This window comes from Paenibacillus sp. Mc5Re-14, assembly GCF_001049835.1.
Taxonomy (GTDB): Bacteria; Bacillota; Bacilli; order Paenibacillales; family Paenibacillaceae; genus Paenibacillus; species Paenibacillus polymyxa_C.
The window spans coordinates 1049011-1075261 of sequence record NZ_CVPD01000001.1 but is presented as its reverse complement, the minus strand read 5'-3'; the positions used below and the strand labels follow the sequence as shown (position 1 = coordinate 1075261).

General features: G+C 45.3%; 24 protein-coding genes, 5 tRNA genes and 1 riboswitch. Of the genes, 18 read left to right on the top strand and 11 right to left on the bottom strand.

What is annotated here, in order from left to right; genetic code table 11:
• Positions 1 to 42: 42 nt before the first annotated feature.
• The 6 genes from BN1546_RS05050 to BN1546_RS05025 all read right to left on the bottom strand — a co-directional run bounded on the left by BN1546_RS05050 (position 43) and on the right by BN1546_RS05025 (position 7069).
• On the bottom strand, positions 43 to 2073 hold the full coding sequence (locus BN1546_RS05050) for a methyl-accepting chemotaxis protein (protein WP_090736278.1): 2031 nt from the start codon (positions 2071 to 2073) through the stop codon (positions 43 to 45).
• A gap of 243 nt (positions 2074 to 2316) precedes the next feature.
• Positions 2317 to 3264, bottom strand: coding sequence for a DMT family transporter (locus tag BN1546_RS05045; RefSeq protein ID WP_013369909.1), 948 nt, complete (start codon positions 3262 to 3264; stop codon positions 2317 to 2319).
• 170 nt (positions 3265 to 3434) lie between these two features.
• Positions 3435 to 3579: riboswitch (FMN riboswitch) on the bottom strand.
• A gap of 125 nt (positions 3580 to 3704) precedes the next feature.
• The gene (locus BN1546_RS05040; protein ID WP_090736275.1) at positions 3705 to 4397 is read right to left on the bottom strand and encodes an ABC transporter permease; all 693 of its coding nucleotides are present in this window, start codon (positions 4395 to 4397) and stop codon (positions 3705 to 3707) included.
• A complete protein-coding gene (locus tag BN1546_RS05035) occupies positions 4390 to 5313 on the bottom strand; it encodes an ABC transporter ATP-binding protein (protein WP_013369911.1) in 924 nt (307 codons plus the stop codon). Before BN1546_RS05035 ends, BN1546_RS05040 begins: the two co-directional genes overlap by 8 nt.
• Before the next feature lie 102 nt (positions 5314 to 5415).
• Positions 5416 to 6360, bottom strand: coding sequence for a sensor histidine kinase (locus tag BN1546_RS05030; protein ID WP_090736272.1), 945 nt, complete (start codon positions 6358 to 6360; stop codon positions 5416 to 5418).
• Position 6361: 1 nt separating this feature from the next.
• Positions 6362 to 7069, bottom strand: coding sequence for a response regulator transcription factor (locus tag BN1546_RS05025; RefSeq protein WP_090736269.1), 708 nt, complete (start codon positions 7067 to 7069; stop codon positions 6362 to 6364).
• A 1039-nt stretch (positions 7070 to 8108) separates the two neighbouring features.
• Here BN1546_RS05025 and BN1546_RS05015 point away from each other — a divergent pair.
• The 5 genes from BN1546_RS05015 (at position 8109) to BN1546_RS05000 (ending at position 12027) form a co-directional block, all read left to right on the top strand.
• Complete coding sequence (locus tag BN1546_RS05015) at positions 8109 to 8414, top strand: hypothetical protein (RefSeq protein WP_090736266.1); 306 nt, start codon at positions 8109 to 8111, stop codon at positions 8412 to 8414.
• A 146-nt stretch (positions 8415 to 8560) separates the two neighbouring features.
• On the top strand, positions 8561 to 8818 hold the full coding sequence (locus BN1546_RS28455; protein ID WP_141651598.1) for a matrixin family metalloprotease: 258 nt from the start codon (positions 8561 to 8563) through the stop codon (positions 8816 to 8818).
• 117 nt (positions 8819 to 8935) lie between these two features.
• Positions 8936 to 9160: a hypothetical protein gene (locus BN1546_RS05010; RefSeq protein WP_013369915.1), complete on the top strand. Its 225-nt coding sequence runs from the start codon at positions 8936 to 8938 to the stop codon at positions 9158 to 9160.
• Positions 9161 to 9638: 478 nt separating this feature from the next.
• Positions 9639 to 10142, top strand: a complete 504-nt coding sequence (locus BN1546_RS05005; protein ID WP_058829158.1) for a DUF6933 domain-containing protein — start codon at positions 9639 to 9641, stop codon at positions 10140 to 10142.
• A gap of 253 nt (positions 10143 to 10395) precedes the next feature.
• The gene (locus BN1546_RS05000; RefSeq protein WP_090736264.1) at positions 10396 to 12027 is read left to right on the top strand and encodes a formate--tetrahydrofolate ligase; all 1632 of its coding nucleotides are present in this window, start codon (positions 10396 to 10398) and stop codon (positions 12025 to 12027) included.
• 31 nt (positions 12028 to 12058) lie between these two features.
• Here BN1546_RS05000 and BN1546_RS04995 read toward each other — a convergent pair whose 3' ends face one another.
• The gene (locus BN1546_RS04995; protein ID WP_090736261.1) at positions 12059 to 13780 is read right to left on the bottom strand and encodes an ABC transporter substrate-binding protein; all 1722 of its coding nucleotides are present in this window, start codon (positions 13778 to 13780) and stop codon (positions 12059 to 12061) included.
• 109 nt (positions 13781 to 13889) lie between these two features.
• Positions 13890 to 14885: an ABC transporter substrate-binding protein gene (locus BN1546_RS04990; protein WP_090736258.1), complete on the bottom strand. Its 996-nt coding sequence runs from the start codon at positions 14883 to 14885 to the stop codon at positions 13890 to 13892.
• A gap of 235 nt (positions 14886 to 15120) precedes the next feature.
• Between BN1546_RS04990 and BN1546_RS04985 the strand changes: the two genes are divergently transcribed.
• From BN1546_RS04985 to BN1546_RS04960, 6 genes are all read left to right on the top strand, one after another.
• The gene (locus BN1546_RS04985) at positions 15121 to 15753 is read left to right on the top strand and encodes a LysE family translocator (RefSeq protein WP_040101871.1); all 633 of its coding nucleotides are present in this window, start codon (positions 15121 to 15123) and stop codon (positions 15751 to 15753) included.
• A gap of 110 nt (positions 15754 to 15863) precedes the next feature.
• Positions 15864 to 17141, top strand: a complete 1278-nt coding sequence (locus BN1546_RS04980; RefSeq protein WP_090736256.1) for an outer membrane lipoprotein-sorting protein — start codon at positions 15864 to 15866, stop codon at positions 17139 to 17141.
• Positions 17142 to 17409: 268 nt separating this feature from the next.
• Positions 17410 to 18606, top strand: a complete 1197-nt coding sequence (alr, locus tag BN1546_RS04975; protein WP_090736254.1) for an alanine racemase — start codon at positions 17410 to 17412, stop codon at positions 18604 to 18606.
• A 293-nt stretch (positions 18607 to 18899) separates the two neighbouring features.
• Positions 18900 to 19181, top strand: coding sequence for a CopG family ribbon-helix-helix protein (locus BN1546_RS04970; RefSeq protein WP_007429334.1), 282 nt, complete (start codon positions 18900 to 18902; stop codon positions 19179 to 19181).
• A gap of 6 nt (positions 19182 to 19187) precedes the next feature.
• The gene (locus BN1546_RS04965) at positions 19188 to 19538 is read left to right on the top strand and encodes a type II toxin-antitoxin system PemK/MazF family toxin (RefSeq protein WP_007429335.1); all 351 of its coding nucleotides are present in this window, start codon (positions 19188 to 19190) and stop codon (positions 19536 to 19538) included.
• A gap of 178 nt (positions 19539 to 19716) precedes the next feature.
• Positions 19717 to 21939, top strand: a complete 2223-nt coding sequence (locus BN1546_RS04960; protein WP_176702321.1) for a Tex family protein — start codon at positions 19717 to 19719, stop codon at positions 21937 to 21939.
• A gap of 104 nt (positions 21940 to 22043) precedes the next feature.
• Here the strand turns inward: BN1546_RS04960 and cmpA are convergent, their stop codons facing one another.
• Positions 22044 to 22178 (bottom strand): cortex morphogenetic protein CmpA, encoded by a 135-nt coding sequence (gene cmpA / locus BN1546_RS04955; RefSeq protein WP_013369928.1) that lies wholly within the window; start codon positions 22176 to 22178, stop codon positions 22044 to 22046.
• A gap of 143 nt (positions 22179 to 22321) precedes the next feature.
• On the opposite strand from cmpA, the gene BN1546_RS04950 reads away from it, so the two are divergent.
• The 3 genes from BN1546_RS04950 to BN1546_RS04940 all read left to right on the top strand — a co-directional run bounded on the left by BN1546_RS04950 (position 22322) and on the right by BN1546_RS04940 (position 23044).
• Complete coding sequence (locus BN1546_RS04950) at positions 22322 to 22834, top strand: SprT family protein (RefSeq protein WP_013369929.1); 513 nt, start codon at positions 22322 to 22324, stop codon at positions 22832 to 22834.
• Between the two features lie 44 nt (positions 22835 to 22878).
• Positions 22879 to 22954: transfer RNA gene (locus BN1546_RS04945), tRNA-Asn, on the top strand.
• A 1-nt stretch (position 22955) separates the two neighbouring features.
• A tRNA-Ser gene (locus tag BN1546_RS04940) sits at positions 22956 to 23044 on the top strand.
• A gap of 122 nt (positions 23045 to 23166) precedes the next feature.
• On the opposite strand, the gene BN1546_RS04935 is transcribed toward BN1546_RS04940, so the two are convergent.
• On the bottom strand, positions 23167 to 24042 hold the full coding sequence (locus tag BN1546_RS04935) for a Cof-type HAD-IIB family hydrolase (protein ID WP_040101869.1): 876 nt from the start codon (positions 24040 to 24042) through the stop codon (positions 23167 to 23169).
• A 71-nt stretch (positions 24043 to 24113) separates the two neighbouring features.
• Positions 24114 to 24875, bottom strand: coding sequence for a DeoR/GlpR family DNA-binding transcription regulator (locus BN1546_RS04930; RefSeq protein ID WP_090736249.1), 762 nt, complete (start codon positions 24873 to 24875; stop codon positions 24114 to 24116).
• A gap of 246 nt (positions 24876 to 25121) precedes the next feature.
• On the opposite strand from BN1546_RS04930, the gene BN1546_RS04925 reads away from it, so the two are divergent.
• The 4 genes from BN1546_RS04925 to BN1546_RS04910 all read left to right on the top strand — a co-directional run bounded on the left by BN1546_RS04925 (position 25122) and on the right by BN1546_RS04910 (position 26074).
• Positions 25122 to 25193 (top strand) — tRNA-Glu (locus BN1546_RS04925).
• Positions 25194 to 25279: 86 nt separating this feature from the next.
• Positions 25280 to 25355: transfer RNA gene (locus BN1546_RS04920), tRNA-Lys, on the top strand.
• Between the two features lie 15 nt (positions 25356 to 25370).
• Positions 25371 to 25453, top strand: a tRNA-Leu gene (locus tag BN1546_RS04915).
• A 165-nt stretch (positions 25454 to 25618) separates the two neighbouring features.
• Positions 25619 to 26074: a MarR family winged helix-turn-helix transcriptional regulator gene (locus BN1546_RS04910; RefSeq protein ID WP_014599548.1), complete on the top strand. Its 456-nt coding sequence runs from the start codon at positions 25619 to 25621 to the stop codon at positions 26072 to 26074.
• The last annotated feature ends 177 nt before the right edge of the window (positions 26075 to 26251 follow it).

Below are 26251 nucleotides of genomic sequence, written 5' to 3'. Positions count from 1 at the left end.
CCCATCTTACTAGCATGAAACTGCAACGATGCAATGTGTAGGTTAAATCTTAAATCGCTTAACCAGCTCTTGCAGATCCTGTGCCATGTTGGACAACTCTTGTGAGGAAGATGCGATTTCCTCCATGGCTGCCATTTGCTCTTGAGCGGCAGCGGAGGTTGTCTGCGAACTGTCCGCCGAATTGCGGGATAGGCTTGCCAAATGGGTAACAGTGGCGGAAACTTCCTCTGTACTGGCTGAGATTTGTTCAGCAGCAGCGGACACACTTTGAATTTGTTCCACGATATGAGAAGTAGAGCGTTCAATATTTGTAAATGCACCTTCTGCATCTTGGCTAATTCGTAATCCTTCACCAACCTGATTACGAACATTGCCATTCATCGTGGCGGTAGAGCGTTGAATCAAATCGAGCATCTGCGTAATGATCTGACTGATGGAATCAGCGCTTTCCTTGGACTGTTCAGACAGTTTGCGTACCTCAATAGCGACTACGGCAAATCCACGCCCAGCTTCGCCTGCTCTGGAGGCTTCAATAGATGCGTTCAGGGACAACAAATTAGTTTGCTTGGCAATGGCAGCTATAGCCGCATTCATTTGCTTCGCATCGTCCGAGAGTTGGGATAGCTCATCCATCAGGCTAGCCGTTTGGCTTACAGCTTCCAGAATGCGGTCCATCTGTGTCCGCACATGGCTAATCATTTGACTGCCTTGAGCTACGTCCTGCTCGGTTTGTCCTGCTGAATCCACGATGGAGCTTGCCGATTCGGCAATCGTGCTGACACCCTTCGCCATTTCTTCAACAGCATTGGCAGTTTGCTCGGATGCCTCGGCGCTGGTTGCTGCATTTTCTGCGGATTCCATAACCGTTTCCGCTACGTGTTGTACGGACTCCGTCGTTTGCTCTGTGCTCTCCTTGATTATCAGGGAAGAGGATGCAAGTCGGGAGGACGTTTGGTTGACCTCGGAGACCATCGAATGCAAGGAATGTGTCATCTGGTCAAAATTCTGTGCCAGCTCGCCGAACTCGTCCTTCCTAGACAGATTTACACGTTCGGTCAGATTTCCATCACGGACGATCCGTGTCCCTGCTTGCAGCTTCTTGAGAGGGATCAGGAATGAGCGGATCATTAGCACTATGATGATCGCAGCGGCCAGTATGGAAATAACAATTACAATCAGGCTTTGCCTCAGAATCGGTTGGGCTGCATCACTGTAATCCTCCAGATCCGATAATGCAACAATATTCCATCCAGTGAGAGGGTCCTTAAGTGTAAAGGCCAGCACATCCCGATTCATAAATTTAATTTGCGACACGGAAGGAGTATCATTTTCTCCGGTTGCCGCCACTTTGGGAAGTCCCTCCATAGTGTCAGCCGGTTTTTTGCCAGTCTTGTCAAAGGCTGTTCCAGCTCCAGATACAACTTTATGATCAGAATCAACAATGATGAGTCCTCCGCGTTCGCCTATCTTAACAGACTGCAGACTGTCCCCCATCTTGTCCAGATTCAAAGCCAATGCAACAGCCCCTTCACCGTTCTTCAGCGTTGCCGATACATTAACTACTAGGTTCCCTGTCGTAACGCTGGCAACTGGAACACCGACAAATATGTTGCCCTTATGTAGCATCGCATTTTTGTACCATTTTCTCTCCCTAGGATCATAATCAGCCTCCTTTTTTAGCGGAGAACGGATATATTCTCCTTTCGCATTGCCAAGGAGCGCGGCATCTAACTCAGGATGAGCTTTGACGATGTCATCCAACTTTTTCTGAAGGGCTTCTTGGTTGGAACCAATGGAATCAGCCTGGATTTCACTGGTAAGAACGTCCACGTCCTTCATGATCGGGGATACATACTGATTGACATTGCTTTGGATCAGATACAGATTCGTGTATACGGAATTAGCCATTTGCTGACTGAGCTGTGTCGTCGCCCCCTGATAAGAAAAGTATCCAATAAGTAAGCTCGGAATCAATAACACAGCCAAAAAAGAAATGATTAATTTTGTCCTCATTAAATAAAACTGCTTGAGAAACCTGTTCCACCACGGAACTGTTTGTTTTTCTTTAGTCATGTTTTTTCTCCTCTGTGTCTGATGGTCACTACATTGTTTTATTCGACAGAAATCGACTAATTTTATAGATGTAATCTTAAAAAATGATGAATCAAGGCATGTTTTAGGTACATTTTTTAAAAAATAGTTCTTAAGGGCTAATCACGGTATGAATATGCATACATAAAAAGCCAAATCAGAGATGCAAAAGCACCTTCATGATTTGGCTTGAGGCTTGAGGTGAGTATAAAGCAAATGGATCTGTTAATTTTTTTGCTGACGAGAAATCATAAAGAGTGTAACCCAGATAAGCATAAAACCAGTTAATTGCGCTACGGTAACGATTTGTTGGAAAGCGATCCAGTTAATCACAACACCTACCATAGGAAAGCTCAATTCTGCCATCGTAGCATAAGAAGCTTTGGTTGTACTTAAGCCTTTGTAATACAGTAATAAGCTGAGAAGACCCGGAAGCAATGCCTGCAGCAGCAAGTTGATAATTACAGCTGCGCCCGCCCATGTACCTGTAGGCATATTCCACGGAGCATGCTCCACAGAGGTGAGAACAATGAGCAGAGGGAGCGCCACCATGAAGCGAAGGGAGGTTACCGTTTCATATTTCATCGAACGGAGCAAGTAGCTGCCCATAACGGTCGAACCGCCCCACAGAATCGCTGCACCCAGTGCAAGCAGACTACCAACTTGAACAAAATCATGAACATGTCCAAAGGGAAGCGACCAACCGAAGGTCAGAAGATACGTCCCGAACAGAGCGATGACAATTAATATTCCAAAATGACGCGGTAACATTTCCTTCAATATCACGCGGGCCAGAATAATAGCAACCAAAGGTTGAAGCTTCTGAAGTAAAAGTACGGCATTCAGATCACCGTTGCTGAGCGCCATGGTGAAAATCACACTGGCCAGTGCCGAGCCACCCCATGAGACAAACAAAATAGCGAAAACCTGACGAAAGCGTATCGTTTTGAGTTCCTCGCGATGCTTCCACAGCATCGGCGTCAGAGCGATAAAGAGTAGCGCATGCTCCATCAGTACGATTTGTGCTGAGGTAAATGATTTTAACAAAATAATACGAAACAGCGGGTCTGCGCCCCACAAGGCCGCTCCAATCGCGACTAGCCAAAAACCGCTTTTCATGTGGGAGCTACGATCAAAATCCTTGGATGTTAGTACAGTTGATGATTGACTCATACTTATTTAGCTCCTTGCGAATACAGGACCGGTGGCACAAAAACCCCCGTCCATGGCGAAGGCCATGCAAGACGGGGGTTGATCAAATAAACTTGCCGTTTGATGCAAGTTAAATGAAGTCACTGCACAACCATAATGCAGTATTCATCGACTTTGCGGCATGTTCATATTTCGATCTTCTTCCATCCGGACTTTACCGTCGGCTTTGGCATCTCACCAAATCAGTCCGTATCCTGTTGCCGGATACAGAGTCGCGGGCTTAGCTCCATGAGCCATACCGCCGGTTGGGAATCTCACCCTACCCCGAAGATCCTTATTCCGTTTTTTAATTTCTCCTATAGGATATACCTGTTTTAGAATGAAGTCCAGTGAAAAATGTGTGTATATCAAGCAAGGATTTTCATCTTTTTATGAAAGCGTTCTATGTTTAATCCTTATTACTAGGCAATATCCTTATACTCAATGCGCCGAATGGCTGCATAAGCCACAAGCATTCCCAGCACAGAGAAGCTGATTTGCACGGGAGCAATGGAGCTAAGGGTAGCACCGTTATTATTGGAGAAAAGCAATGCTACAATCAGAATTGAGGTCACAATGGTCGTGGGTACAGAGTATCTTCGCATTCCCATATACAGCGGAACCAATCCCATAAAACTGGCGGCAACGGCATTGATTAGCGTGCGCGCTGATTGCTCGGCTAGTATGGAAAGAGTGAGCTTATCCGGTACAATTATGACAAACTGGTTGAGCAAATGGATCGCAGCCGTAATGATGATTTCCGAGATTACAATAGACAAGAATGTAAACAGCAGCACAATCAAGAGCTTGGCGATCATTAGCTTTTGACGATGAATCGGATACATGAACAAGATTGTAATCGATTTGGATTTAAATTCTCCTACGATAAAACGGCACAGTAGAACGGAGGCAAATACAATAAACGTTGCCCTCACCATATTGTCCATAAGATCGAGAAGCTGAGCGTACTGTGTAAATTCGGGTACTCCTTCATTTTGGCTGTCCAGTGCAATAGTACTGAGCAAACCTAGAATGCAAGCGTTGGCGATCAGCGCTGAACGGATATAACCCGCCAGATGAAGCTTTTTCATCTCCAACTGTATCAATTTAAGCATGGTGATCCCCTCCATGTAACAGACGTAAAAAGTAGTCTTCCAGCGTACTGCTTTTCTGATGAATGGAATCGACCTCTACATCATTTAAAATGAGCGTTTTCGTAATTTGCTTCTGCGGTACACTAAGATCGTAAATACGTATACTCTGTTCATTGAGCACCCTTATATTATTCAGACTCAGTTGATGTGAGAGGATGTAGGCTGCTTTTTTACAATCGTTGGTCGTAAATTCGATATATTCCGTATTGGTATCCCGTACCTGTTCCATCGAAACTTCCTCAATCAGCCGTCCGTGATTAATCACGCCTATTGTATCCGCAATCTGCTCAATTTCCGCTAATAAATGACTGGACACGAGCAGCGTCATCCCATATTCCTTGCATAGCATATGGAATAACTGCCGAATTTCCTTGATTCCCACCGGGTCCAGACCGTTAATCGGTTCATCTAAAATGAGTAACTCAGGCTTGGTCGCAATGGCTCGGGCAATCCCGAGACGCTGCTTCATTCCGAGTGAAAAGTCTTTTACCGGCTTGTCATCTGCATTCCGCAAATTCACTAATTCCAGTGCATCCCGGACAGCCTGCTTATTATAATAGCCCATGTATTCACAATGAAGTTCGAGATTTTGCTGAGCTGTCAGCCTTTCATAAAAAATCGGATATTCAATAATCGAACCCATCCGTCCGAGCAGATGATAAGACTGTGGCGTTAGCTTTTCACCGAACAATTCAATCTCGCCCAAGGTCGGCTTGAGCAGGTTGGTAATCATTTTCATCACCGTCGTTTTGCCCGCTCCATTGGGACCGAGAAAGCCATAGGTTTCCCCCTTGCGCACATTCATACTGACCCCTGCTACAATTTCATTGCCCTTCATGGCTTTGGTCAGCTGATGTGTACGTAATATGTAAGTCATGGGTGTTCTCCCTTCGTGTGCTGTTGATAATTCAAGAATAAAGGGCGAAATGTTCATTTTTCTTTCGCAATCCTTACAAATTTATTAAGTTGAGCAGTTCGCTTAATAGTTGATCTTCTTCAAGGTAAAAGAGAAGACGGTCTGCTCATAAGGCTTGCTGGTCAATTGCATCTCTCCATTCATGCATTCAACCAGGCGCTTGGCAATCGTAAGACCCAGTCCACTGCCCTGTACCGCCTTATTACGGGAATCCTCAAGTGTGTACATGCGTTCAAAAACCTTATCCTGCTCCGGCTCCTGTATGCCTTTTCCACGATCCCACACTTCTATACGCACTGTATCCTGCTGTTCTGACAGCGTCAGGCCTAGCGTTCGACCCTCTGCCCCGTAGCGAATGGCATTTGAAATCAGATTGCTCAGCACCCGCCCAATGGCTCCTTCGTTCCCCAAGGCATGTATGGGATGCTCCGGGATGTCAATATGTACCGTAAAACCCTGAGCCGTTAGCAGATCATAAAACTCCAAAATGCTGCGTCTGCACAGTTCTCCTATCTCCAGTCGGGTCAGTGGAATATCCGTATCGTTGGCTTCCAGCTTCGCCAAACTAAAAAAGCTTCCGATCAACTCAATCGCTTCGCTTGTCTTTTGATGAATTCTGGATAGCAGCTTTATACGTTCTTCTGGCGAAATATCTGGATCGTCATCCAGCATCTCGGCATATCCAAGCACAACGGTAAGCGGGGTCTTGAGATCGTGAGAAATATTTGAAATCATTTTTCGCATAGCGATTTGGCTTCGGTTGTAATCGGCTGATACCCTCAAATTTAAGTCTAGTAGCCGGTTGATTTCCGTCATGAGTCGCTGCAGTTCCACGTCACCTGTAACATATAGCAGCTTTTCCGCATGATTCACGGTCACGATCCGCTCAAGTAGGGTTCGGACATTCTTGATTTTACGCTTATAGGCTACACGTTCCCGCCAAAGCCATAGGATAACGACGGACATTATGAGGATGACAATCCATTCAAAAATAGTTTCGATGATCATATCAGCCATTCTCCCATTTGTAGCCGATGCCCCACAGCGTTTTAATATGGACAGGGTGAGAGGGATCTTCTTCAATTTTTTCACGTAGGCGGCGAATATGGACGTTAATCACATTCTCATCACCCATATAATCGTCTTTCCAAATAAACCCGTATAATTGAGCTTTCGTAAATACCCGGTTCGGATTGGATGCAAACAGCTTCAGAATATCGGATTCTTTGGCTGTTAGCTGAATTTCATTTCCATCGCGAATGACTGCAAAATGATCAAAATCAATGCGTAGATTTCCATAGGTCAAAACTTGTGCTTGCGGCTGTTCCTCCTGCTGTTGCAGACGGGCATATGTAGTCGATCTGCGGATCGCGGACTGAATACGAGCTGTCATCTCAAGCATTGAAAAAGGTTTGGCAATATAATCGTCTGCCCCGAAGCCGAGTCCAAGCGCTTTATCCACATCGCTGTCCTTAGCCGACATAATCAGAATCGGCACGGCGCTGCGGGTACGAATTTGCCGGATTACCTCCATACCGTCAACCTTCGGCATCATCAAATCCACGAGGATCAGATCGTAAGTATGACGTTCAAAGGCATTAAGCCCTTCTTCCCCGTCAGAGGCGGTGGTTAAATTGTAGCCCTCCTTGGTGAGTGCTTTAAGCAGCATTTCAGCAATAGATAGATCGTCTTCAATAAGTAAAATATGCTGTGGCATAGGTGTGGAACACCCCTAATTTTTAGATTAGCTCGTGTGGCGAACTGTATCTGAATTATATAGAGTGGTGGAGGGGATTTCCATAAAAAATATCCAACGAATTTGAATAGGGGAATTTTTGGAGGAGCGTTAAAGGCTGTTTGTTTCCAAGCTCTCCAACATGATGAAAAGTTGAAAAACCTAAAATAGTTATCCTGTGTCCATCATCTTGTTTGGAGGCTAGCTATATTCCTTGAAAAATCAGCTGTACCATGGTAAGCGTCCTACTTTTGTAACAATTTTATAAGAGATTGTTTTCTGCTTTGGATTGCTGATAGCTAAAGAGATTCTGAATAGCTTTACTTCTATTGAAACATTGGATCAAACCAATGCTTAATTGATGGTATTTAGCTAAGTCAATTATATGTACAGTTTCTTCCTGATACTTGGGATAGGGTTCGTAACACAATCTGCGTGGATCGCAGATAGCCTCTTTTATTAGGGCGTGTATGCAAAACCTATTTCATCCAAATCCTTATTTGAAATGAACGCCCACAAAAGGCATTTATTCCATTTGAGCGAGGTGTTATACTTGTTTCAGGAGGACCGTGCTGGTAACACGGCTCTCGGGCAGTCGCTTTAAATAAAGGCGGCGGCTTACAAGGTGGGCTTTATGGGGCAGACCGCATCCTTTGACCTGGGGCGGTCTGTTTCTCAAATTATAAACATTTACTTATACATATACGATTACATTTACGTATACGTAAATGTAACTTTTAAGCAAGCAAATAGACGGACGACTAAGACCGTTACCTTTTGAACGAGTATTGGAATTATTACTTATTATGAGACAGTCACCACGTCCAGTTAAGTCGCCGTTAAATTTTCTTCGAAGAGCTATCCAAGAAGGTTGGAGTCCTGAAACAATGCCAGAAAAGGTTGATCGACACATGGAGTATGTGGAAGAGAATTATTATATTCGTAAGGGTTACACGATTGACCAAGCTCGGGAAATAGTCCAAAGGAATAGACGATAGCTTAGAATAGGAGAGTGTTAGGAATGGATATGAAGGATCAAATGAAAACGGAAAAAGAACAAAATGGACAAGCTACAAAAAAGGGCATGACGTTGGAAAACGTTTGGTTTGCTTCTAAGGAACACGGATTATACCCATATCATATCAATCACGATTTAAGACAGAGTGATTATTTTTATAATAAAAATTATACTCAATTTCACGAGCATGATTTTCGATCTATTGTGTTAAGAGTTTCAGAGGAACCCAAAGCATTTTACTTAACAGAATATGATAGGAAATATTATTCCACGCAAGAACTTGAAGTGATAGAGAAAATCAGTAAATAAAATGCTGTTTTTGTAAGGAGAAAAAACGTTAGGTTAAAATCGTATCCACCGCCCCCTTTTATACAATCTGCCGATCCGGCAGGGTACGAGAGGGCCTATGAAGACCTTCCTATGTAGGAAGGTCTTTCGGTTTTTTGCATGGTCCTATGATTCTGCTAACTCGCATCCCAATTCAATCAAGTTCTTGTTTTCAGAATCTTTCTGCTCAGTCCAATAATGTTAGTTGTTATTCTTCTCAGAAGGCACAATCAGTAGCTGCTCATGAGCTAGGACATGTCTTAGGACTAGATGAAGACTTTAGTAAATGCTTGATGTATCCAACTACACCACAATGCTATGATAATTGGGGAATTTACACTCCACAGCCTAGCGAAGATGTGTTTGTTATTAATGATCTTTATTAATAAGGAACAGAATCAGAAGAAAATATTGTTATTACCCAATTAGGAATAAAAACAGACAATATTGTTGAAAAAACAGACAATCCCTACCTTAAGCAAGGCGATGAACTCGTTTTATTTTTGAAAAAGGGACAAGATCCTAAAATTAATCCAATTTACTTTGTGGCTGGTGAATATCAAGGTAAATTTGACATTAAAAACGGAAACGTTTATGCGGTCAATCAGGCGTTAAAAGAACAAGCTAGTCTTAATAGTATTGACGCAGAAAACAATCCATATATTGATGGGCAAAAACTAAGTACATTTAAAGAAAATATTAAAAGTATAGTTAGTAGACAAGAATAAAAAACTCTATTTAAACCGCAATACATTTGTGAATAATTAGAAAAGGCTTTGGCCTAAATTGTAAAAAGCTGACTTCTTATCCCGTAAAGTCAGCTTTTTAATACAGATTTTCTTATGATTTTGGCTTGAAGCAGTTAATCTGCTGACATGTGACCTAACTCTACTACATTCTTTTCTCAGTTAGAATTAACTATTCTTTTTTAGATAAAAGTGGAAACCTTGTAGAGGCAAGCCTTTCTCCAAAGTTACTATTAATATTCTCAACCTGAAGGCACTCAAGTAGATTTTTTTCTCCATCCCCCGCGTAAGATGTAATTAAGCTACTGGAAATTCACCGCCTTCCTATATCATACTGAAATAGTCTATAATCCGATGTTTGGAATACGGAGTTATAATATCCAGGGTATGCCTGATGTGAGAGACTAGGTATGCCAGATCACGAGCTACGGTACAGGACCGTCAATAAAGGAGAGCAATGATGTTTGTTATACGGGGAACAGAAAAACTGCTGAAGGAATGGGAGACTGAACCACTTCAAGTTGATATTTATCCGCCTTTGAATAGTTGGCATGCCAGCTTGTTCTTACTAAATCGCAGAAAAAATATTGTGTTTATGCATGATATTTCCCGCTTAAGCGTCACGCTGTTTGGAATTAAAAAATCGCAGTACAAAAATCTGCCAGCTCTTTTTGTACAAACCTTGAAGGAATTAATGATCAGCGAAGGGTTTGATGAACAGATCGTTAAGGCATACATACAGGAAGGCGAGCAGATGCTGGCGACTACGACGAACAGACATAGTGTGATGGTAACCTTAGATGAGATTATATTTATTATGAAGGAACTGGATATGGAGCATGGATGCGAGCTGGAAAAGAATCAATGGAATAACCGAATTGTGTTCAAAACGGATCAATACAAGTACCCGATTGATGTTTTTAAGGAACTGCTAGAAAAGCATTATAAAGTAGAGAGTAGTTGAGCGTTTACATATGGATGGTTTGTAGTCCCAAGCTGTCCTGACCTTTAGAGGATTTATGCTGATTAGGATATGCCAAAAGAGTATCCTCAAAGTTCATGCGGGCTGGGGATGCCTTTTTTTATAACTCACAGGATAGCAACGCTTGCGATGAAATGAATCATAGCGCAATAAACGGTACACTTTGGTAGAATGAAATGATAAAGGGTTTGACACCATTGTTCAGACTTATAAAACGGGGGGTACATAACGAAGGATGAAGAGGATTATTGATGTTGCCAAAGAAGCAGGAATTGAAGAAGAGCATCTGGAGACGTATGGCAAATATAAAGCGAAGCTGAATCCATCTCTGTGGGAGCAGTTAAAGGATCGCCCGAATGGAAAGCTGGTGCTGGTTACGGCGATGAATCCCACCCCGGCTGGAGAAGGAAAAACATTGACAACCATCGGACTGGCACAGGCACTAAACACGATGGGGCATAAAACCGTTGCTGCACTGCGTGAGCCGTCCCTTGGGCCTTGCTTTGGGATGAAAGGGGGAGCAACCGGGGGAGGACAGGCCCAGATTGTTCCGGCGGAAGACATTAATCTGCATTTTACAGGGGATATACATGCCATTTCAGCTGCGCATAATTTGCTGTCAGCGATGATTGATAACCATTTGTTCCATGGAAATGCTTTGCGGCTGAAGCCAGACCTAATTGTGTGGAAACGGACTGTCGATATGAATGACCGGAGCTTGCGAAGTATTGTGACTGGATTGGGAACGGGGAATGGAGCGGTAAGAGAAAGCGGCTTTCTGATCACCTCGGCCTCCGAAGTCATGGCGGTACTATGCTTAAGTGAAAATATGGACGATCTTAAAGTACGGTTGGGTCGGATGGTAATTGGCTATAACGAAGCCGGTGAGGCGGTAACAGCAGAGGAACTGCACGCGGTGGAAGCTATGGCTGTGCTGCTTCGGGAAGCATTAAAGCCTAATCTGGTGCAGACGTTGGAGGGCACTCCGGTTATTGTGCATGGTGGACCTTTTGCTAATATTGCCCATGGATGTAGCAGTCTGATGGGGACAAAGCTGGCGTTGAAGCTGGGAGAGGTCGTCGTCACAGAGGCGGGATTTGGGGCTGAGCTGGGAGCGGAAAAGTTCTTTGATATCAAGTGCCGCCAGTCCGGCTTGCAGCCGGATGCGGCTGTGCTGGTTGTAACCGCCAAAGCGCTGAAATATAACGGCGGTGTAGCTAAACATGAGCTGGATGCGGAAAATCTGGAGCAATTGCAACTCGGATTAGCCAATATGAGCCGACATGTACGGAATTTGCAAAAGTTTGGTATGCCTGTACTGGTGGCGATTAACCATTTTGTAACAGACAGCGAAGCCGAGTTGGATTTGATTTTCTCGGAATGCCGCAAGCTGGGTGTACCCGCAGAGCTTTCACAAGTATGGGCGCAGGGAAGCCAAGGGGGAGAAAAATTGGCCCAAAGCCTGCTGAACTTACTTCAGGAGGACAAAGCACATTTTGCACCGCTATATGATCATACGCTTGATTTACAAGCGAAAATTAGTGTCATTGCCAAGGAGCTTTACGGTGCGGCAGAGGTGGCTTACACGCCTGCGGCCAAACGGGCGTTGGCGGGTATGGAGCAGCTTGGTTTTGGACAACTGCCAGTATGCATGGCCAAAACGCCGTATTCTTTCTCAGATCAACCTTCCTTGCTAGGTGCGCCAGAGGGGTTCACCATTCACGTGTCCAGCGTATCATTGTCTGCAGGCGCAGGCTTTGTAGTCGTGGAAACAGGTAATACCATGACGATGCCAGGACTGCCCAAATCTCCAGCAGCTGAGCATATGTCGCTGGAGGCAGATGGGAGTATTCAAGGACTCATGTAGCATTTTTAGAAAAAATAGCAGCATTTCAGTATCAATGAATGAGCAGTTTGGGCAGTGCAGTGAGCAGCTTTTGCCGAGTCATGGCATCGCTCCAGTTCCAGCGGTCTGCTTCTACGAAATATACCTGGCCTTGACGCACAGCAGGGAGGCTATGCCAGAGAGGGCTGTTGAGCATGCATTCCAGCGTATGCTTGGAGTCTGGTGCCGTAGGGACGAGCATAAATATGCGGTCTCCGGCGTAATCAGGCAATTCATTCGGATCAATTTCTGCGAAGCCTAGTCCCTCGTCAAGCACCTTACGGATTGGCTCTGCGGGTTGGAAGCCGTGCGGGTGGTAAAGGGACGATGAGAATCCGGACATGCCCATGACAAAGAGCCGATCGCCATGATCGAAAATAAAGACAGAGGCGGTTTCTCCGGCTGTGATATGCGCACTGAGTTGGTTCCACATTTCCAGATTACGAGCGGCAAAGGTAGCTAACCAGCGTTCGGCCTCTCGCTCCTTATCGAGCCATGCGCCAAGTGTACGCAGTCGTTCCTCCAGGGCGGCAAAGGAGTTGAAGGTGAGGGTGGGCGCGATGCTTGCAATACGCTCGTATTCCTGTTCATCCGAGTTAGCGATGATAATCAGATCAGGATCAAGAGCGCTGGTCAAGCGGGTATCCAGCGGAAGTCCCACGTCAGTTACGTTCTCAAGACGATGCTTATAGACGCTGGATTCACTGAGCCGCAGGCTTCCGCCTATGGCTGTGGCTCCTAACGCGAGCAAATCGCCCATCGTTTCTCCGTGGTAGATGATGCGGCTCGCTCGACGAGGGATATGAATATGGTGGCCAGTCCAATCCTTAACGCACACAGAACTGGGAGCGGAAAGCGCATATTTACCCGGCGGAACCCCGGTTATTTGCCTAAAACGCCGATTAAAATAATATTCGTCAGAGAAACCCACCTGACGGGCAATTTCACGTAAAGGCCGTTTGCATTCCAGCAGCAGCCGCTTGGCATGGTTCAAGCGCAGCTCAGTGAGGTAATGCAACGGCTTTTTGCCCGTTATTTTGCGAAACAGCTGGGAGTATTGCCATATGGAAACGTTGGCCTGTTCGGCAAGCTGCTTGACGGTAATAGGCTTTTCGTAGTGGTTTTCCATATATGCAAGGGTGCTTTCCACCGATGCAGGCAATGTCGGATTAAAGCCCTCGTTATGCTTAATAGGGACGTGGGCTTCCTGCCACAGTAAGAGCAGCTCTTGAAACATGATTTGCTGACGCAATGCAGTGGTTTGTCTATGAGGCTGTATTGTTTGTTGGGTGCTATAAAATAACTCTTCGGCCAACTGAATAGGCTTGAAGGAAGAGGAAACGACGTATTCACGCGGTTCTGGCAGGACGGAGCCAAGATAAATGGATGGCATGCCCGTTGCGTTTTCAGCCAAGGTCATGTCTGATTGTGTCTCCAACGACATAGCAATGACTCTGAACGTGATTTTGTAGTATTCAGGTACAGTTCCATCCAAGGGGGCGATGCGATAGGATTCCCCAGGAGTTAACCAATACCCGTGACCTGAATGGAATACATATTGTTCTTGACCAATATCCACCCTTCCAGCCCCGCCGATGAACATAAGCAGACAGTGATCTGAACTTGGACGAGATGTTAGTCCATCACTGGACTCACTAGCCAACACAATTTCCTTAAAATGAAAAAGCAGTGAGTTGGGAGGGGGTGAATTTACAGACGAAGAAGGCTGATTCACGGTGTAATACTCCTTTTATTGAGAATGGTTATCATATATGCATAAGTATACCTCCTTTAGGTTTAACAAAAAAGAAGCCTATCAACAAGGGCGATAGGCTTCTCCAATCTTATTTTATGAGCTTGGGCAATTCCTCCAGCAGCCATTCTCGAGTAGAAGCATCACTTTCGGTTTTGCCAATGTCCTGCATGTACACATGTCCCTGCTTGACAGCAGGGAGCTGAAGCCACAGCTTGCTTTTCATTAATTGTTCGGTGGATTGCTGGGCTTCTGAACTTGGAGTGCTTAGTATGAAAATCCGATCTCCAGCGTATTGTCCGATTACTTCCTGTGATAATTGTACGAATCCTTTGTCCTCATCCAGTGCTTTCTGAATAAGAGGAGTAGGCTTGAGACCATTTTTTTCATACAGTATTTGCGACAAGCCTGTCCGTGCCATGACGAACAAACGGTCACCGGGATAGTAGGTAAAGACCGAAGCTGTTTCACCCGGTTTTACACCTTTCACCTGAAGTTTGCTCCACATCTCTGCTTCCTTGATTTTATATTGGGCAAGCCAGTCTTCCGCAGTCTTTTTCTTGTTCACAATGTCTCCGAGATGTACCAAACGCTCGTTTAATGGAGCAAAGGTATCGAACATAATTGTAGGTGCAATTTTTGATAACGCTGCGTATTGTTTTTCGTCCGTATCGGCGGTAATGATTAGGTCTGGTTGTAGAGCCAATGTTTTTTCTAAATCAATGGGAAATCCTAGGTCCGATACATTCTGAACTTTTTTTTCATATATCTTTCCCTCGATCATAGAAGTCGATGTACCAACAGCCTGTACGCCTAAAACCAATAGATCCCCATAGTTTTCTCCGAAGTAAGCAATGCGCCCAGGAGTCGTGGGAATGTCTACTGTATGTCCCTTATAGTCTGTGTAGGCGCGAGTTGTGGCTGTTTCCGATGTTTTTGTTGATGCTGCTGTGTTGCTGTTTGCAGTCTGATTGTTGTCTGATGCGCCGCACCCCAGCAGCAATGCCCCCATAAGAGAGAATAGACAGATCAGAGAAGTGTATTGTCGAGTAGGTTTTTTGTTAATCGTAGAGTTCTTGTTGATCATAGCAACCTCCGTATAATAGAATGATTCATAATATTGCAAATGAGAATTATTATCACAAAAGCAATGATAAGCGCTGAACCTTCAATACTCAATGGACAAACTTGGTCAATGCATCCCGATTTTGTACAAAATAAGTCTCATGTGTTACTAGCTCATTTTATTCTTCAAATTTTATTGATCTGTCATTTTTTATGGTATAGAATAACGTTTTTATACATTTGAAAGGGGTTTTGAAATGGCATTGTTTATTACATATGTTTTACTAGGTTTCTCAATAGCACTACCTGTAGGTACCATCACGGTTGAAATGACAAAGCAAGGGCTAAAGAATGGATTCATGCATGGATGGATTGTTGGGCTTGGAGGGATGACCATCGATTTGTTATTAATCATTGGTTTATATTTTGGTCTGGCCTCTGTTCTGTCCTTACCTGTTGTACAGGTGATCATGTGGCTGGTTGGAGCCATATTTTTGTGCTACGTAGGGTACGACAGCATTAAAAATGCGGATCATGATATTGCGCTAGAAGGAGAGAAAAAGACAAAGTCATTATTTTCTTCCTATAAAAATGGGCTGCTTGTAGCTGTTTCACCAGGGAATTTAGTGTTCTGGGTAAGTGTTTTTGGGACTGTGCTGGCAAGTTCGTTTGATCGATCAAATACAAGTCAATTTTTGATTGTTGGCTTAGGTATTTTGTTTGGTATTCTTGTCCATGATTTAGGCTTAATGACCCTCGTAGCAACAACACGAAAAGCCATGAACCGAACTGCCATCAAGTGGGTTACGATCTGTGCCGGCGTAGTTTTGATTGTTTTTTCGGTTTATTTCCTATATGAATTTATGGTTAGTCTCCAAAAGATTTTGTAGCATTACACAAGAATACGCTCAAGCTTGTCATGCCAGTCTGCATAAATCGAACAAGTCCTTCATAGACATGTACTAATTCATTTAAAACATGTGCTGAAGGGGTTGATGACATGCGCCGGATTTCATGGATGCTTGCCATGGTCATGTGTGTAACGTTGCTGCTGGCCGGGTGCGGCAAGAAGAGCGCAGACGATGTGGTTAAAGATTTGAGTGACGTGGTGAGCGACCTGAACAGCTACCACGGTACAGCTTTGATGACGCTGCATACCGGCGACACGCCGCAGGAATACAAGGTCGATATTTCCTACCGCAAGCCGTCCTATTACCGCATTGCCATGACGAACGAGAAAAAGGATGTTACACAAATTGTGCTTCGTAATGATGAGGGTGTATTTGTACTGACCCCCAGCCTGAACAAGAGTTTCCGTTTCAAAAGTGACTGGCCAAACAATCAGGGTCAGGTATATTTATATGAAACGCTGGTTCGCAGCATTATCGGTGATGCCTCCCGTCAGCTGGCTACCGACGATAAATCCTATGTGTTTGATGTGGCTGCGAACTACAACAGCCATGCGCTGGTAAGGCAAAAGATTTGGCTATCCAAAAACAACTATGCCCCTACCCAGGTACAGGTATCTGATGCGAATGCCAAGGTGGTTGTCGATCTGAAATTCGATCAATTCGCTTTTGATACGAAGTTTGACAAAGATTCCTTTGATATGGAGCGGAATATGGCTTCCGGAAAAACGAGTGCTGGTAGCGAGGGATCGCCATCTTCAGGGGCAGTCGATTCCAGCGGTCTGCCCGATTCTTCCGGTACGTTAGAAGGGACGACTGGCGTGACATCCAGTGGATCTGGACAAGGGCAGGGAACCGTAGGAAACGATGTTCAGCAACCGGCTGGTGAAGCGAAGAGCGACGGAGCTGTCACAGGCGATACGTCCAAGCCGGAAGCAGCAGCTAACGCAGAGGCGCAGCAACAAACACCGAGCACAGCGGATGGTGCAACCGGAACCTCAGCAGGAACGGATGCCGCAGAAGCTGTATTGGGTGAGTTCGGCTTGATTGAACCTTCCTACACGCCAGGCGGAGTACAGATTAAGGATACGCCGGAGCTGGAGGATAACGGTACACATGCAGTGATGCTACGGTATAGCGGAACGTATAACTATACCATTGTGGAGGCGCGTCCAAAAGATCGGGCGGTCGCACTTTCCGCAGGCGAACTGGTTGATATTGGAGGAAGCTTTGCTGTGCTGACAGGAAGCGAACAGCAGACGATGACCTGGATGAATGATGGAATAGAGTTCAGAATCACCAGTGCTGACCTGCCTGTGAGCGAAATGATACAAATTGCCGCTTCTATACAGGATCAATCGGGTAAATAAAATTTTATAGACGGATGCAGACGGTCTAGAGTGTAAAATGCTCTGCTGCCGCCCGTATCCGTCTTTTTATTCATTCGCAGTCTAAGATGTGCATCGCTTGTATATCCTGTTCTATTGTAGATATGGTAGAGGAGGCTGGTAAAGCTCCCCTGCCATTGACAGCCACGTCTCTGAATATTACCATTAACCTTTGGAAGCAAGGAATTTGCTACATTCGAATGGTAAAAGGTTATGTTAGAGGCTAACAATTGAAGAAGGTGACTGGATTTTGCAAGCACAATACAGATCGACCCGGGCCGAAATCAACCTGGATCACCTTGGCGCCAACTATGAAGCCTTTCGCAAGGTATTGCCTGCGGATAAGCTGATACTGGTCTGTGTCAAGGCTAATGCCTACGGGCACGGTGCCGTAGAAATTTCAAAGGAAATGGAACGCCTTGGTGCGGATTATTTGAGCGTCGCTTTTCTGGATGAGGCTCTTGAGCTTCGTCATGCGGGGATTGAACTGCCGATCCTTGTACTCGGCTATACCTCGCCTGAAGCTGTCCAAACAGCTTGGGAGCATGATATCTCATTGACTGTGTTTAGTGAGGAAGTGCTGGAAGGTATCCGCAGATTGGACCGCCAAGGAAGCGAACGCAAGCTGAAGGTGCACATCAAAATAGACAGCGGCATGGGAAGACTCGGTTTGCTGCCTGGAGAAGCGGCTTTGGCTTTTGTCCGGCAGGCTCACGAATTAGAGCAGGTGCTGCTGGAAGGCATGTACACCCATTTTGCCCGCGCGGATGAAGAAGATAAAAGCTATACACTGCTACAATATGATCGGTTTCGGGGCGTGGCGGATGCGCTAAGGGAACAAGGTATTACTATTCCCATTATACATACGGGCAACAGCGCGGCCACCATTGATACCCCTTCCCTTTCCCCCAATATGGTGCGGATTGGCATCAGTATATACGGTTTGTATCCGTCTGATGAGGTTAACCGGCAAGTCATTGAACTGTTGCCTGTATTGTCATTAAAGACGGCGGTGGTTTATACCAAGACGCTTCCTCCTGGATGGGGAGTTAGTTATGGTACCCGGTATGTGACCTCTAGTGAAGAGCGGATCTGCACACTGCCAATCGGTTATGCGGATGGATATTCTCGCATGCTAAGTGGGAAGGTTGAAGTGTTGATACGCGGTCGTCGCGTCCCTGTACTCGGTACGATCTGCATGGACCAGTGTATGGTATCCTTACAATCTTTCGCAGAGGATGCGGAAGAAATCCAAACCGGCGAAGAGGTTGTTCTCATCGGCCAGCAGTCCGGCGAAATCATTGCGGCGGATGAGCTGGCATCCAAGCTTGGTACGATCCACTATGAGGTGATCTGCATGATCGCAGACAGGGTACCGCGTGTTTACATGCGAGATCATGTTCCTGTCGTTCGGGTGAACTCGCTTCTTCCAACCCACTGGAATTAATTTCATAACGCAAATTACCGGATAAAAGCAGGAGTTTTCGTAGAACGTCCCGAAATATGTAAAAAGGAAAGAAAAGAGCGCTATAACTGTCAAAAGACGCATTAGGCTCCGCTGACACTTGTATTTCGGGGATCAAACGCCTGTACGAAAACGAACTGCGTAGTTTATAATGGAATGCAGCATAGATGATATACGAATATCATATACATTCTCTTATATTCCGTTTGAATAAATTACCGGGAATAACGTTATAATGGTACAATGGCGACAAGGTTTTGGGGGTGGAAGAGAAGTTGGCCAATTTGCAGAACACCAAAAGAATAATGATCAGTTTGCCAGATCATCTCTTGCAGGAAGTGGACGGGATCGTAGCTATGGAAAATTCCAACCGCAGTGAATTTATCAGGCAGGCAATGAAGCTTTATGTAGGTGAACGTAAAAAACGTTACATTCGTGAAGCTATGCAGCGTGGATACATGGAAATGGCTAAAATTAACCTGACCATGGCATCCGAAGCCTTTCACGCGGAGGAAGATGCAAACAGCACCTTGGGCCGTACAGTTAGCGGGGTGTAATCCATATTGATCGTAAAGCGCGGCGACGTTTTTTTTGCAGACCTTTCACCCGTAGTCGGTTCCGAGCAAGGTGGCGTCAGACCTGTGCTGATCATTCAAAATGATATCGGCAACCGGTTTAGCCCTACCGTGATCGTAGCAGCCATCACTGCACAGATTCAGAAGGCAAAGCTGCCTACACACGTGGAAATCGACGCGGCGACGCATGGCTTTGATCGTGATTCTGTTGTTCTTCTGGAGCAAATCCGGACAATCGACAAGCAAAGGCTTACCGACAAAATCACCCATTTGGATGAAGAAACCATGCGCAAAGTGAGCGACTCGCTACAGATCAGTCTCGGTTTGATTGATTTTTAGTATGATGGAACGACGAGTGAAACGGGAAAGGACAGCGCTCTAGCGCTGTCCTTTTGCATGTCCGAAGAACAATACAGGTAGGGCTTGCTTTTACGTCACCTGCTGGCGCTTTGAATCATTTTTTGTGATAATAAAAGACATGATGTATGACAAGAGCTGTGAGGAAGAAGGGATAGGTTTGTCTAACGAGGAAATGAAGACGGAAATTGGGCAGGAGCCGAACGAAGCAGAACGCCAAGAACGGATTGTCAAACAAGTGGCGAGAGAGCTGTCGCTGGCACTCAAGCAAATCCGGACAACGATCAGTTTATTGGATGAAGGAAATACCATTCCTTTTATCGCGCGTTATCGTAAGGAAATGACAGGGGAGCTGGATGAAAATCAGCTGCGTGAAATTGAAGATCGTGTGCTGTATTTACGTAATCTGGAGGATCGTAAGGTAGAGGTCATCCGCATTATTGATGAACAGGGCAAGCTGACTGAAGAGCTGCAGGCTGCTATCACTTCTGCGGTTAAGCTTCAGGAAGTGGAGGATCTGTACCGTCCATATCGGCAAAAGCGCAAGACGCGCGCCAGTGTGGCAAAGGAACGGGGGTTGGAGCCGCTGTCCATCTGGATTTGGGGTCAGCCGAAGCAGGGTGATGCTTTGAAAGAAGCTGAATCCTATGTGAATGCTGAGCTGGGAGTCGAAACCCCTGAGTCTGCCATCCAAGGAGCCATGGATATTTTGGCCGAAAATATAGCTGATGATGCGGCTATTCGCCAATGGGTGCGCCGATATACACTGGATCATGGAATGTTGACCTCTGAAGCAAAGGACACCGAGCAAGAGTCTGTGTATGAAAATTACTACAGCTATCGTGAGCTGGCTAAGAAAATGCCACCTCACCGTATTCTGGCGATTAATCGCGGGGAGCGGGAAGGCATTCTTAAGGTTGGTCTGGAGGTAGCGCCTGATTCCATTTACAATTATGTGGCAGGTCAAGTGATTAAAGGATCGTCTGTGGTGGAAGACCTGCTGCGCAGTGTCATTGAGGATGCATACAAAAGGCTTATCGCGCCATCTATCGAACGTGAAGTGCGTGCTGAAATGACAGAGAAGGGCGAGCAGCAGGCCATCTCTATCTTTGCAGGCAATTTGCGCAGCCTGTTGCTACAGGCTCCGATTAAGGGGCGTCGTGTGCTTGGAGTCGATCCAGCCTATCGGACAGGCTGTAAGCTGGCTGTTGTCGATGACACAGGCAAGCTGCTGGAAGTGGCTGTGACGTATCCGACACCGCCAAACAACAAGAAACGTGAGGCTGCAGAAACGTTCAAGCAGCTGATTGCCAAATACAATATCGAGTTGATTGTCATTGGTAACGGAACTGCATCACGTGAGACAGAGCAATTCGTAGCCGAAGTTATCGCGGATATTGGTGACAGCAGCCTCGCGTATCTGATCGTCAATGAGGCAGGTGCGAGCGTATACTCTGCCTCCAAGCTGGCACAGGAAGAATTCCCTGATTTGGACGTAGCTGAGCGAAGTGCGGCGTCTATTGCGCGTCGTGTGCAGGACCCGCTGGCTGAGCTTGTCAAAATTGAGCCGAAAGCCATTGGTGTAGGCCAATACCAGCATGATGTGTCGCAGAAACATCTGGATGAAAGTTTGAAGGACGTTGTAGAATCGGCTGTTAACCACGTTGGTGTGGATGTGAACACAGCTTCCTCGGCGCTGCTGTCCTACGTAGCAGGGATCAACGCGACCATTGCTAAAAACATCGTTAAGTACCGTGAGGAAAACGGGAAATTCAGCAACCGTCGTCAGTTGCAGAAGGTGCCGCGTCTTGGTGCAAAAACCTACGAGCAATCCATTGGTTTTATCCGTATACCAGGTGGCGAAAATCCACTGGATCGCACGCCGATCCACCCTGAATCGTATGCTGTCGTAGACCGCCTGCTGGCGGAACTGGGCATCAGTGCCCATGATCTGGGTTCGAAAGCTGCGACAGAAGCGCTGAATGTGTCTAATATTGAGCAGTTGGCAGCGAAGCTGGAAGTTGGTGTGCCAACATTGCGGGATATTTTGGACAGCCTCCAGCGGCCGGGGCGTGACCCGCGTGACGAGCTGCCATTGCCTGTATTCCGCAAGGACGTGTTGAAGATCGAGGATCTGGCACCGGGTATGGAACTTCAAGGAACTGTCCGCAATGTCATTGATTTTGGTGCGTTTGTTGATATCGGTATTAAAAGTGACGGTCTGGTTCATATTTCACAGCTGCGCAGTGGTTTTGTTAAGCATCCGATGGATGTTGTATCTGTTGGTGATAACGTAACGGTGTGGGTGTTGAATGTTGATTTGAAAAAAGGCAGGGTAGGTCTGACCATGAAACCTCCCGCAGATGCGCAGTCACAGGCATAGTGCTATAAATAAAGCTATATGACCTTTTGTGAGGGTATAAAAAAAGCCGGAATCTCCGAATCATATCGGAGACTCCGGTTTTCCATTTCTGGATGTTTCTGATTCTATCCGTTGTTGGCATCAAATTCTATACCAGGTGCTTTATGATAAAAAAACCAACAATCATTCAACAGTCTAATTTGGCGTCGGTCCTTCTTGTAAAAGGCCCGCATGAGCTGGTTACTAAGCCATTGAGGCAAGCCGATCTCCTCCTCTGCGTTACATCTGTATGTTTAGCATATGGGGTGGATACCTAAAGTGTGCTTAATGAACCAGGGTTAGACTTCGGCCGTTATTTTATAATATGCTTGTCAGTATGGAGCAAAGGAGGGAAACCATAAAGATGGAGTCCGAGTCTCTGAGCAATTCAATGAACCCTTCCATGAGTAATAAAGAACTTCAAGAATGGGTAGAGCGCATCTCGCTGGAGAGCTTTGGCGTGCCGTTTCAGCATCAAGCCACCTTTAACTCACGCCTGTCTTCTACAGGCGGTCGATATTTTATGAAAAGTCATCATATTGAAATTAATCCACATCAACTCGCCGCTTATGGACGCTCTGAAGTGGAAAAAATAATAAAGCATGAGCTGTGCCATTATCATCTACATCTGCGCGGAATGGGCTATCAGCATCGTGATGCTGATTTCAAAGCATGGCTGGCCCGTGTAGGAGGGAGCAGGCATTGTCAGACTCTGCCGGGAAGAGTGGGAAGAAAACCTCAGCCTTATCGTTACAAGCTGGTGTGTGTTTCCTGTCAACAGGAGTATATGCGCAAGCGTAAAATGAACCCACAGCGATATCGCTGTGGAAAATGTGGAGGTAAACTTCGCTTGTTGACACTTGACGTAACCCCCTGATTCATGGTAAATTAACCATACTGTATGATAATTTACAGTAATGTTCCCTGATAGCTCAGTTGGTAGAGCACTCGACTGTTAATCGAGTTGTCACAGGTTCGAGTCCTGTTCGGGGAGCCATGGAGAGATACCCAAGTGGCTATAAGGGGACCCTCTGCTAAGGGGTTAGACTGCGTAAGCGGTGCGAGGGTTCGAATCCCTCTCTCTCCGTTGGTATTTTAAGTAGAATAAGGACGCTCGTATGCATGGTAACAATGCATGCGAGCGTCCTTTTCGTTTAGATCTGCTTTTGTTTAGATCTGCTTTTTAAGTAACGTAGCAGCCAATCCCTTCTATTTCACAGTGTCAGCCTTGATGGTTTTGAGTAAGTTCAACAGAGCATGAGCAACGCCATCTTCCACATTGGTCAGGGTAACGTCGGAGCAGACTGCCTTTATATCGTCTTTTGCATTGCCCATGGCGATACCTCTCCCAGCCATCGTCAGCATGGAAATATCGTTATAGCTGTCTCCGATCGCTACCGCTTCCTGCATGGGGATGCTCAGATGATTCGCGAGATAGCGCAATGCATTACCCTTAGACGCATCCTTATGCTCGACTTCAAAGTTACGATCTGAGGAAATGACCATGTTCAGACCTTGAAAATCTCGGTAACGTTCACGCCCCCATTCCAATTTGGCTTGATCAAAGGAGAAACAGAGCACATTATATATCTCTACATCCAGTGGAATCTGCTCATATGAAGCGATGCGGGTATGCCCGGTCTGTTCATATTGCTTTTCAGCTGCATGTAATAAAGTATCCAGTGAAATATCTGGGTTGGCGCTCAGCAAGCGGTCCATTTCAACAGCAAGTAGCTGATGTCCCTTTTGTGGAGAATAAATGGCCCGGTCTGTCATGACCTCATAGTAGAAGTCGTTACCCTCGAGCCAGCTCAGCACTTCAAATGTTTCGCTCCGGCCCATAGGAGTAGAGGTTAACTGGCGACGATGCGCATCGTGTACAGTGGCGCCGTTTGCTCCAATGACGGGAGTAACCAGCTCTGCTTCCTCTAACTTTGTCCAGGCGTCATAAGCGGCTCTGCCAGTGGCAATCGTCACTTGAACACCTTGCTGCTGTGCCTTGCGGATTGCCTCTGCGTTGGCTTTGCTTATTTTTCCTTCCTCGTTCAGTAGCGTTCCATCCATATCAATCGCAAACAGTTTCATTTCTCTCCAGCTCCTGTCTCTTGATCTCTCTGTTATATATCTTCAATCTAGTAAGAGTAATTGATTCAATATTATGAGGGGACAACCACTTCAATATCATGATGTTGCAAAATTTCCAGCATCGCTGATTCTGGCATGCGATCGGTGATCACGATATTAACCTCAGACAAATCAGCAAAACGATAGGGGAAATTGATTCCGAATTTCGAATGGTCCGCAAGGATGATCACCTGATCCGCCTGTTTCATCATCTGATGCTTCAGCATACCGTCTTCTTCATGAATCAGGCTTAGTCCGTGAGCTGATATACCTCCAATCCCGATAAAAGCTTTGTCTACAAAATAGTGAGACAAAGTGGCGATTACGGACGAGCCGTATACATATCGGTGCTCTTTTTGCAGGCGGCCTCCCAACAGATGAATGGAGACACCGTCTTTTCCAGATAGTACGTCAGCCTGATTAATTGAATTGGTGATAACCGAACATTCCTGGACATTCAGTCTTTCTGCACACGCCTGTACGGTGGTCGAGGAATCCAATATAATACGATCCCTATTTCGTACCATGCTGGCAGCCAGTTGTCCGATCACTTGTTTTTCCTCTGATACAGTAAGTAGTCTTTCGTTATAATTTCCAATTGGATCGTGATGCAGTTTAGGGAGTAGGGCGCCGCCGCGGGTGCGAATAATTTTTTGATGCTCTTCAAGTTTTACCAGGTCTCGACGGGCCGTATCCCGTGAAACATTAAAAATTTCACAAATATCATCCACCGAAATACGCTTGTGAAGCTGTAAGTAATCAACGATTTTTAACATTCGTTCTTCCTGATACATAGAAAGCTCCTCTGATATATAATCATTTCGGTATCTCGTAAGTGATTATAAGTAAATGTAAGTGATATTGCAATCATTTATCATGATTTTTCAGGGGTTAGATGATTATAGATAAGTTAATGTAAGTGAACATGCATTTTATAATTATATAAAATAGCTTTTTTTAAATTTTTAAAAATAAGTATTGCCATTTACTATTCTATTTGATATACTCTTTCTTGTCGCCAAGTTGGTGTACATTAATAGGGCCCGTTGGTCAAGGGGTTAAGACACCTCCCTTTCACGGAGGTAACAGGGGTTCGAATCCCCTACGGGTCATTGTTGTCTTTATAGACTACATGTTGCATGCTTAAGGGGAATTCCTGAGGTCTGGTCTAATGGCGGACAGCTTGGATGAATAGCATGAGCCATTAGCTCAGTTGGTAGAGCACCTGACTTTTAATCAGGGTGTCGAAGGTTCGAGTCCTTCATGGCTCACCATTTATATTTTGTTATGCGGTCGTGGTGGAATGGCAGACACGCTATCTTGAGGGGGTAGTGAGCGTACGCTCGTGGAGGTTCGAGTCCTCTCGACCGCATCAATGGAATAAACGGAAAAGTCTCTCGCGTTAGAGGCTTTTTTTATTTGTGCATTGATGCAATTAAACAATGATTATGATGAAATAATGATTCCATAGTATAATATGACGCCATAATGTTATAGAATAATAAATATATAAACTTATGAAGTGACGGTGAAAAATATGGACACTCAACTGTTAGGAAATATATCAGAAAATATTTTGGGCTTGTTTCCGATTGTGAAGAAGAAATTTTTCACCTACGGTCCGCTTGATTTTCCGTTGCATTTGTCGCCTAATAACTTTCAGGTGCTCATGCTTCTGCGTGAAGTGCGTTCGTCTACAGTATCCGATTTGTCCAAACAACTTAATGTCTCACGCCCAAATATGACTCCTCTTCTGGATAAGCTGGTGGAGCATGGATTGGCTGACCGCCAATCGTGTGACTCGGATCGTAGAGTCGTGAACGTAGCCATTACAGAAGAAGGCGACGCTTTTTGTGAACAGGTATTTCATACCTTCTCTAATAAAATTCAAGAGAGACTGGTGTATCTGCCGGAAGAAGAATTATTGCACTTGAGTGAAACGTTGAACGAATTGAAGCAGATTTTACTTAAAATCGACAACTCTGCTACGTGATTGATTGGCGTAAGCGAACTGACTTAAAGACCGCCCTTTCTTCGGAAAACAGGCGGTTTTTGTTGCATATTGTGGTATAATGAAAACCAACATACATAATTCGGTAATTTTAGCATACGTGATCTTTGAAATGGGAACAGGGTACATGATATCGTTATTTGGAGAGCCTGCTAGGGA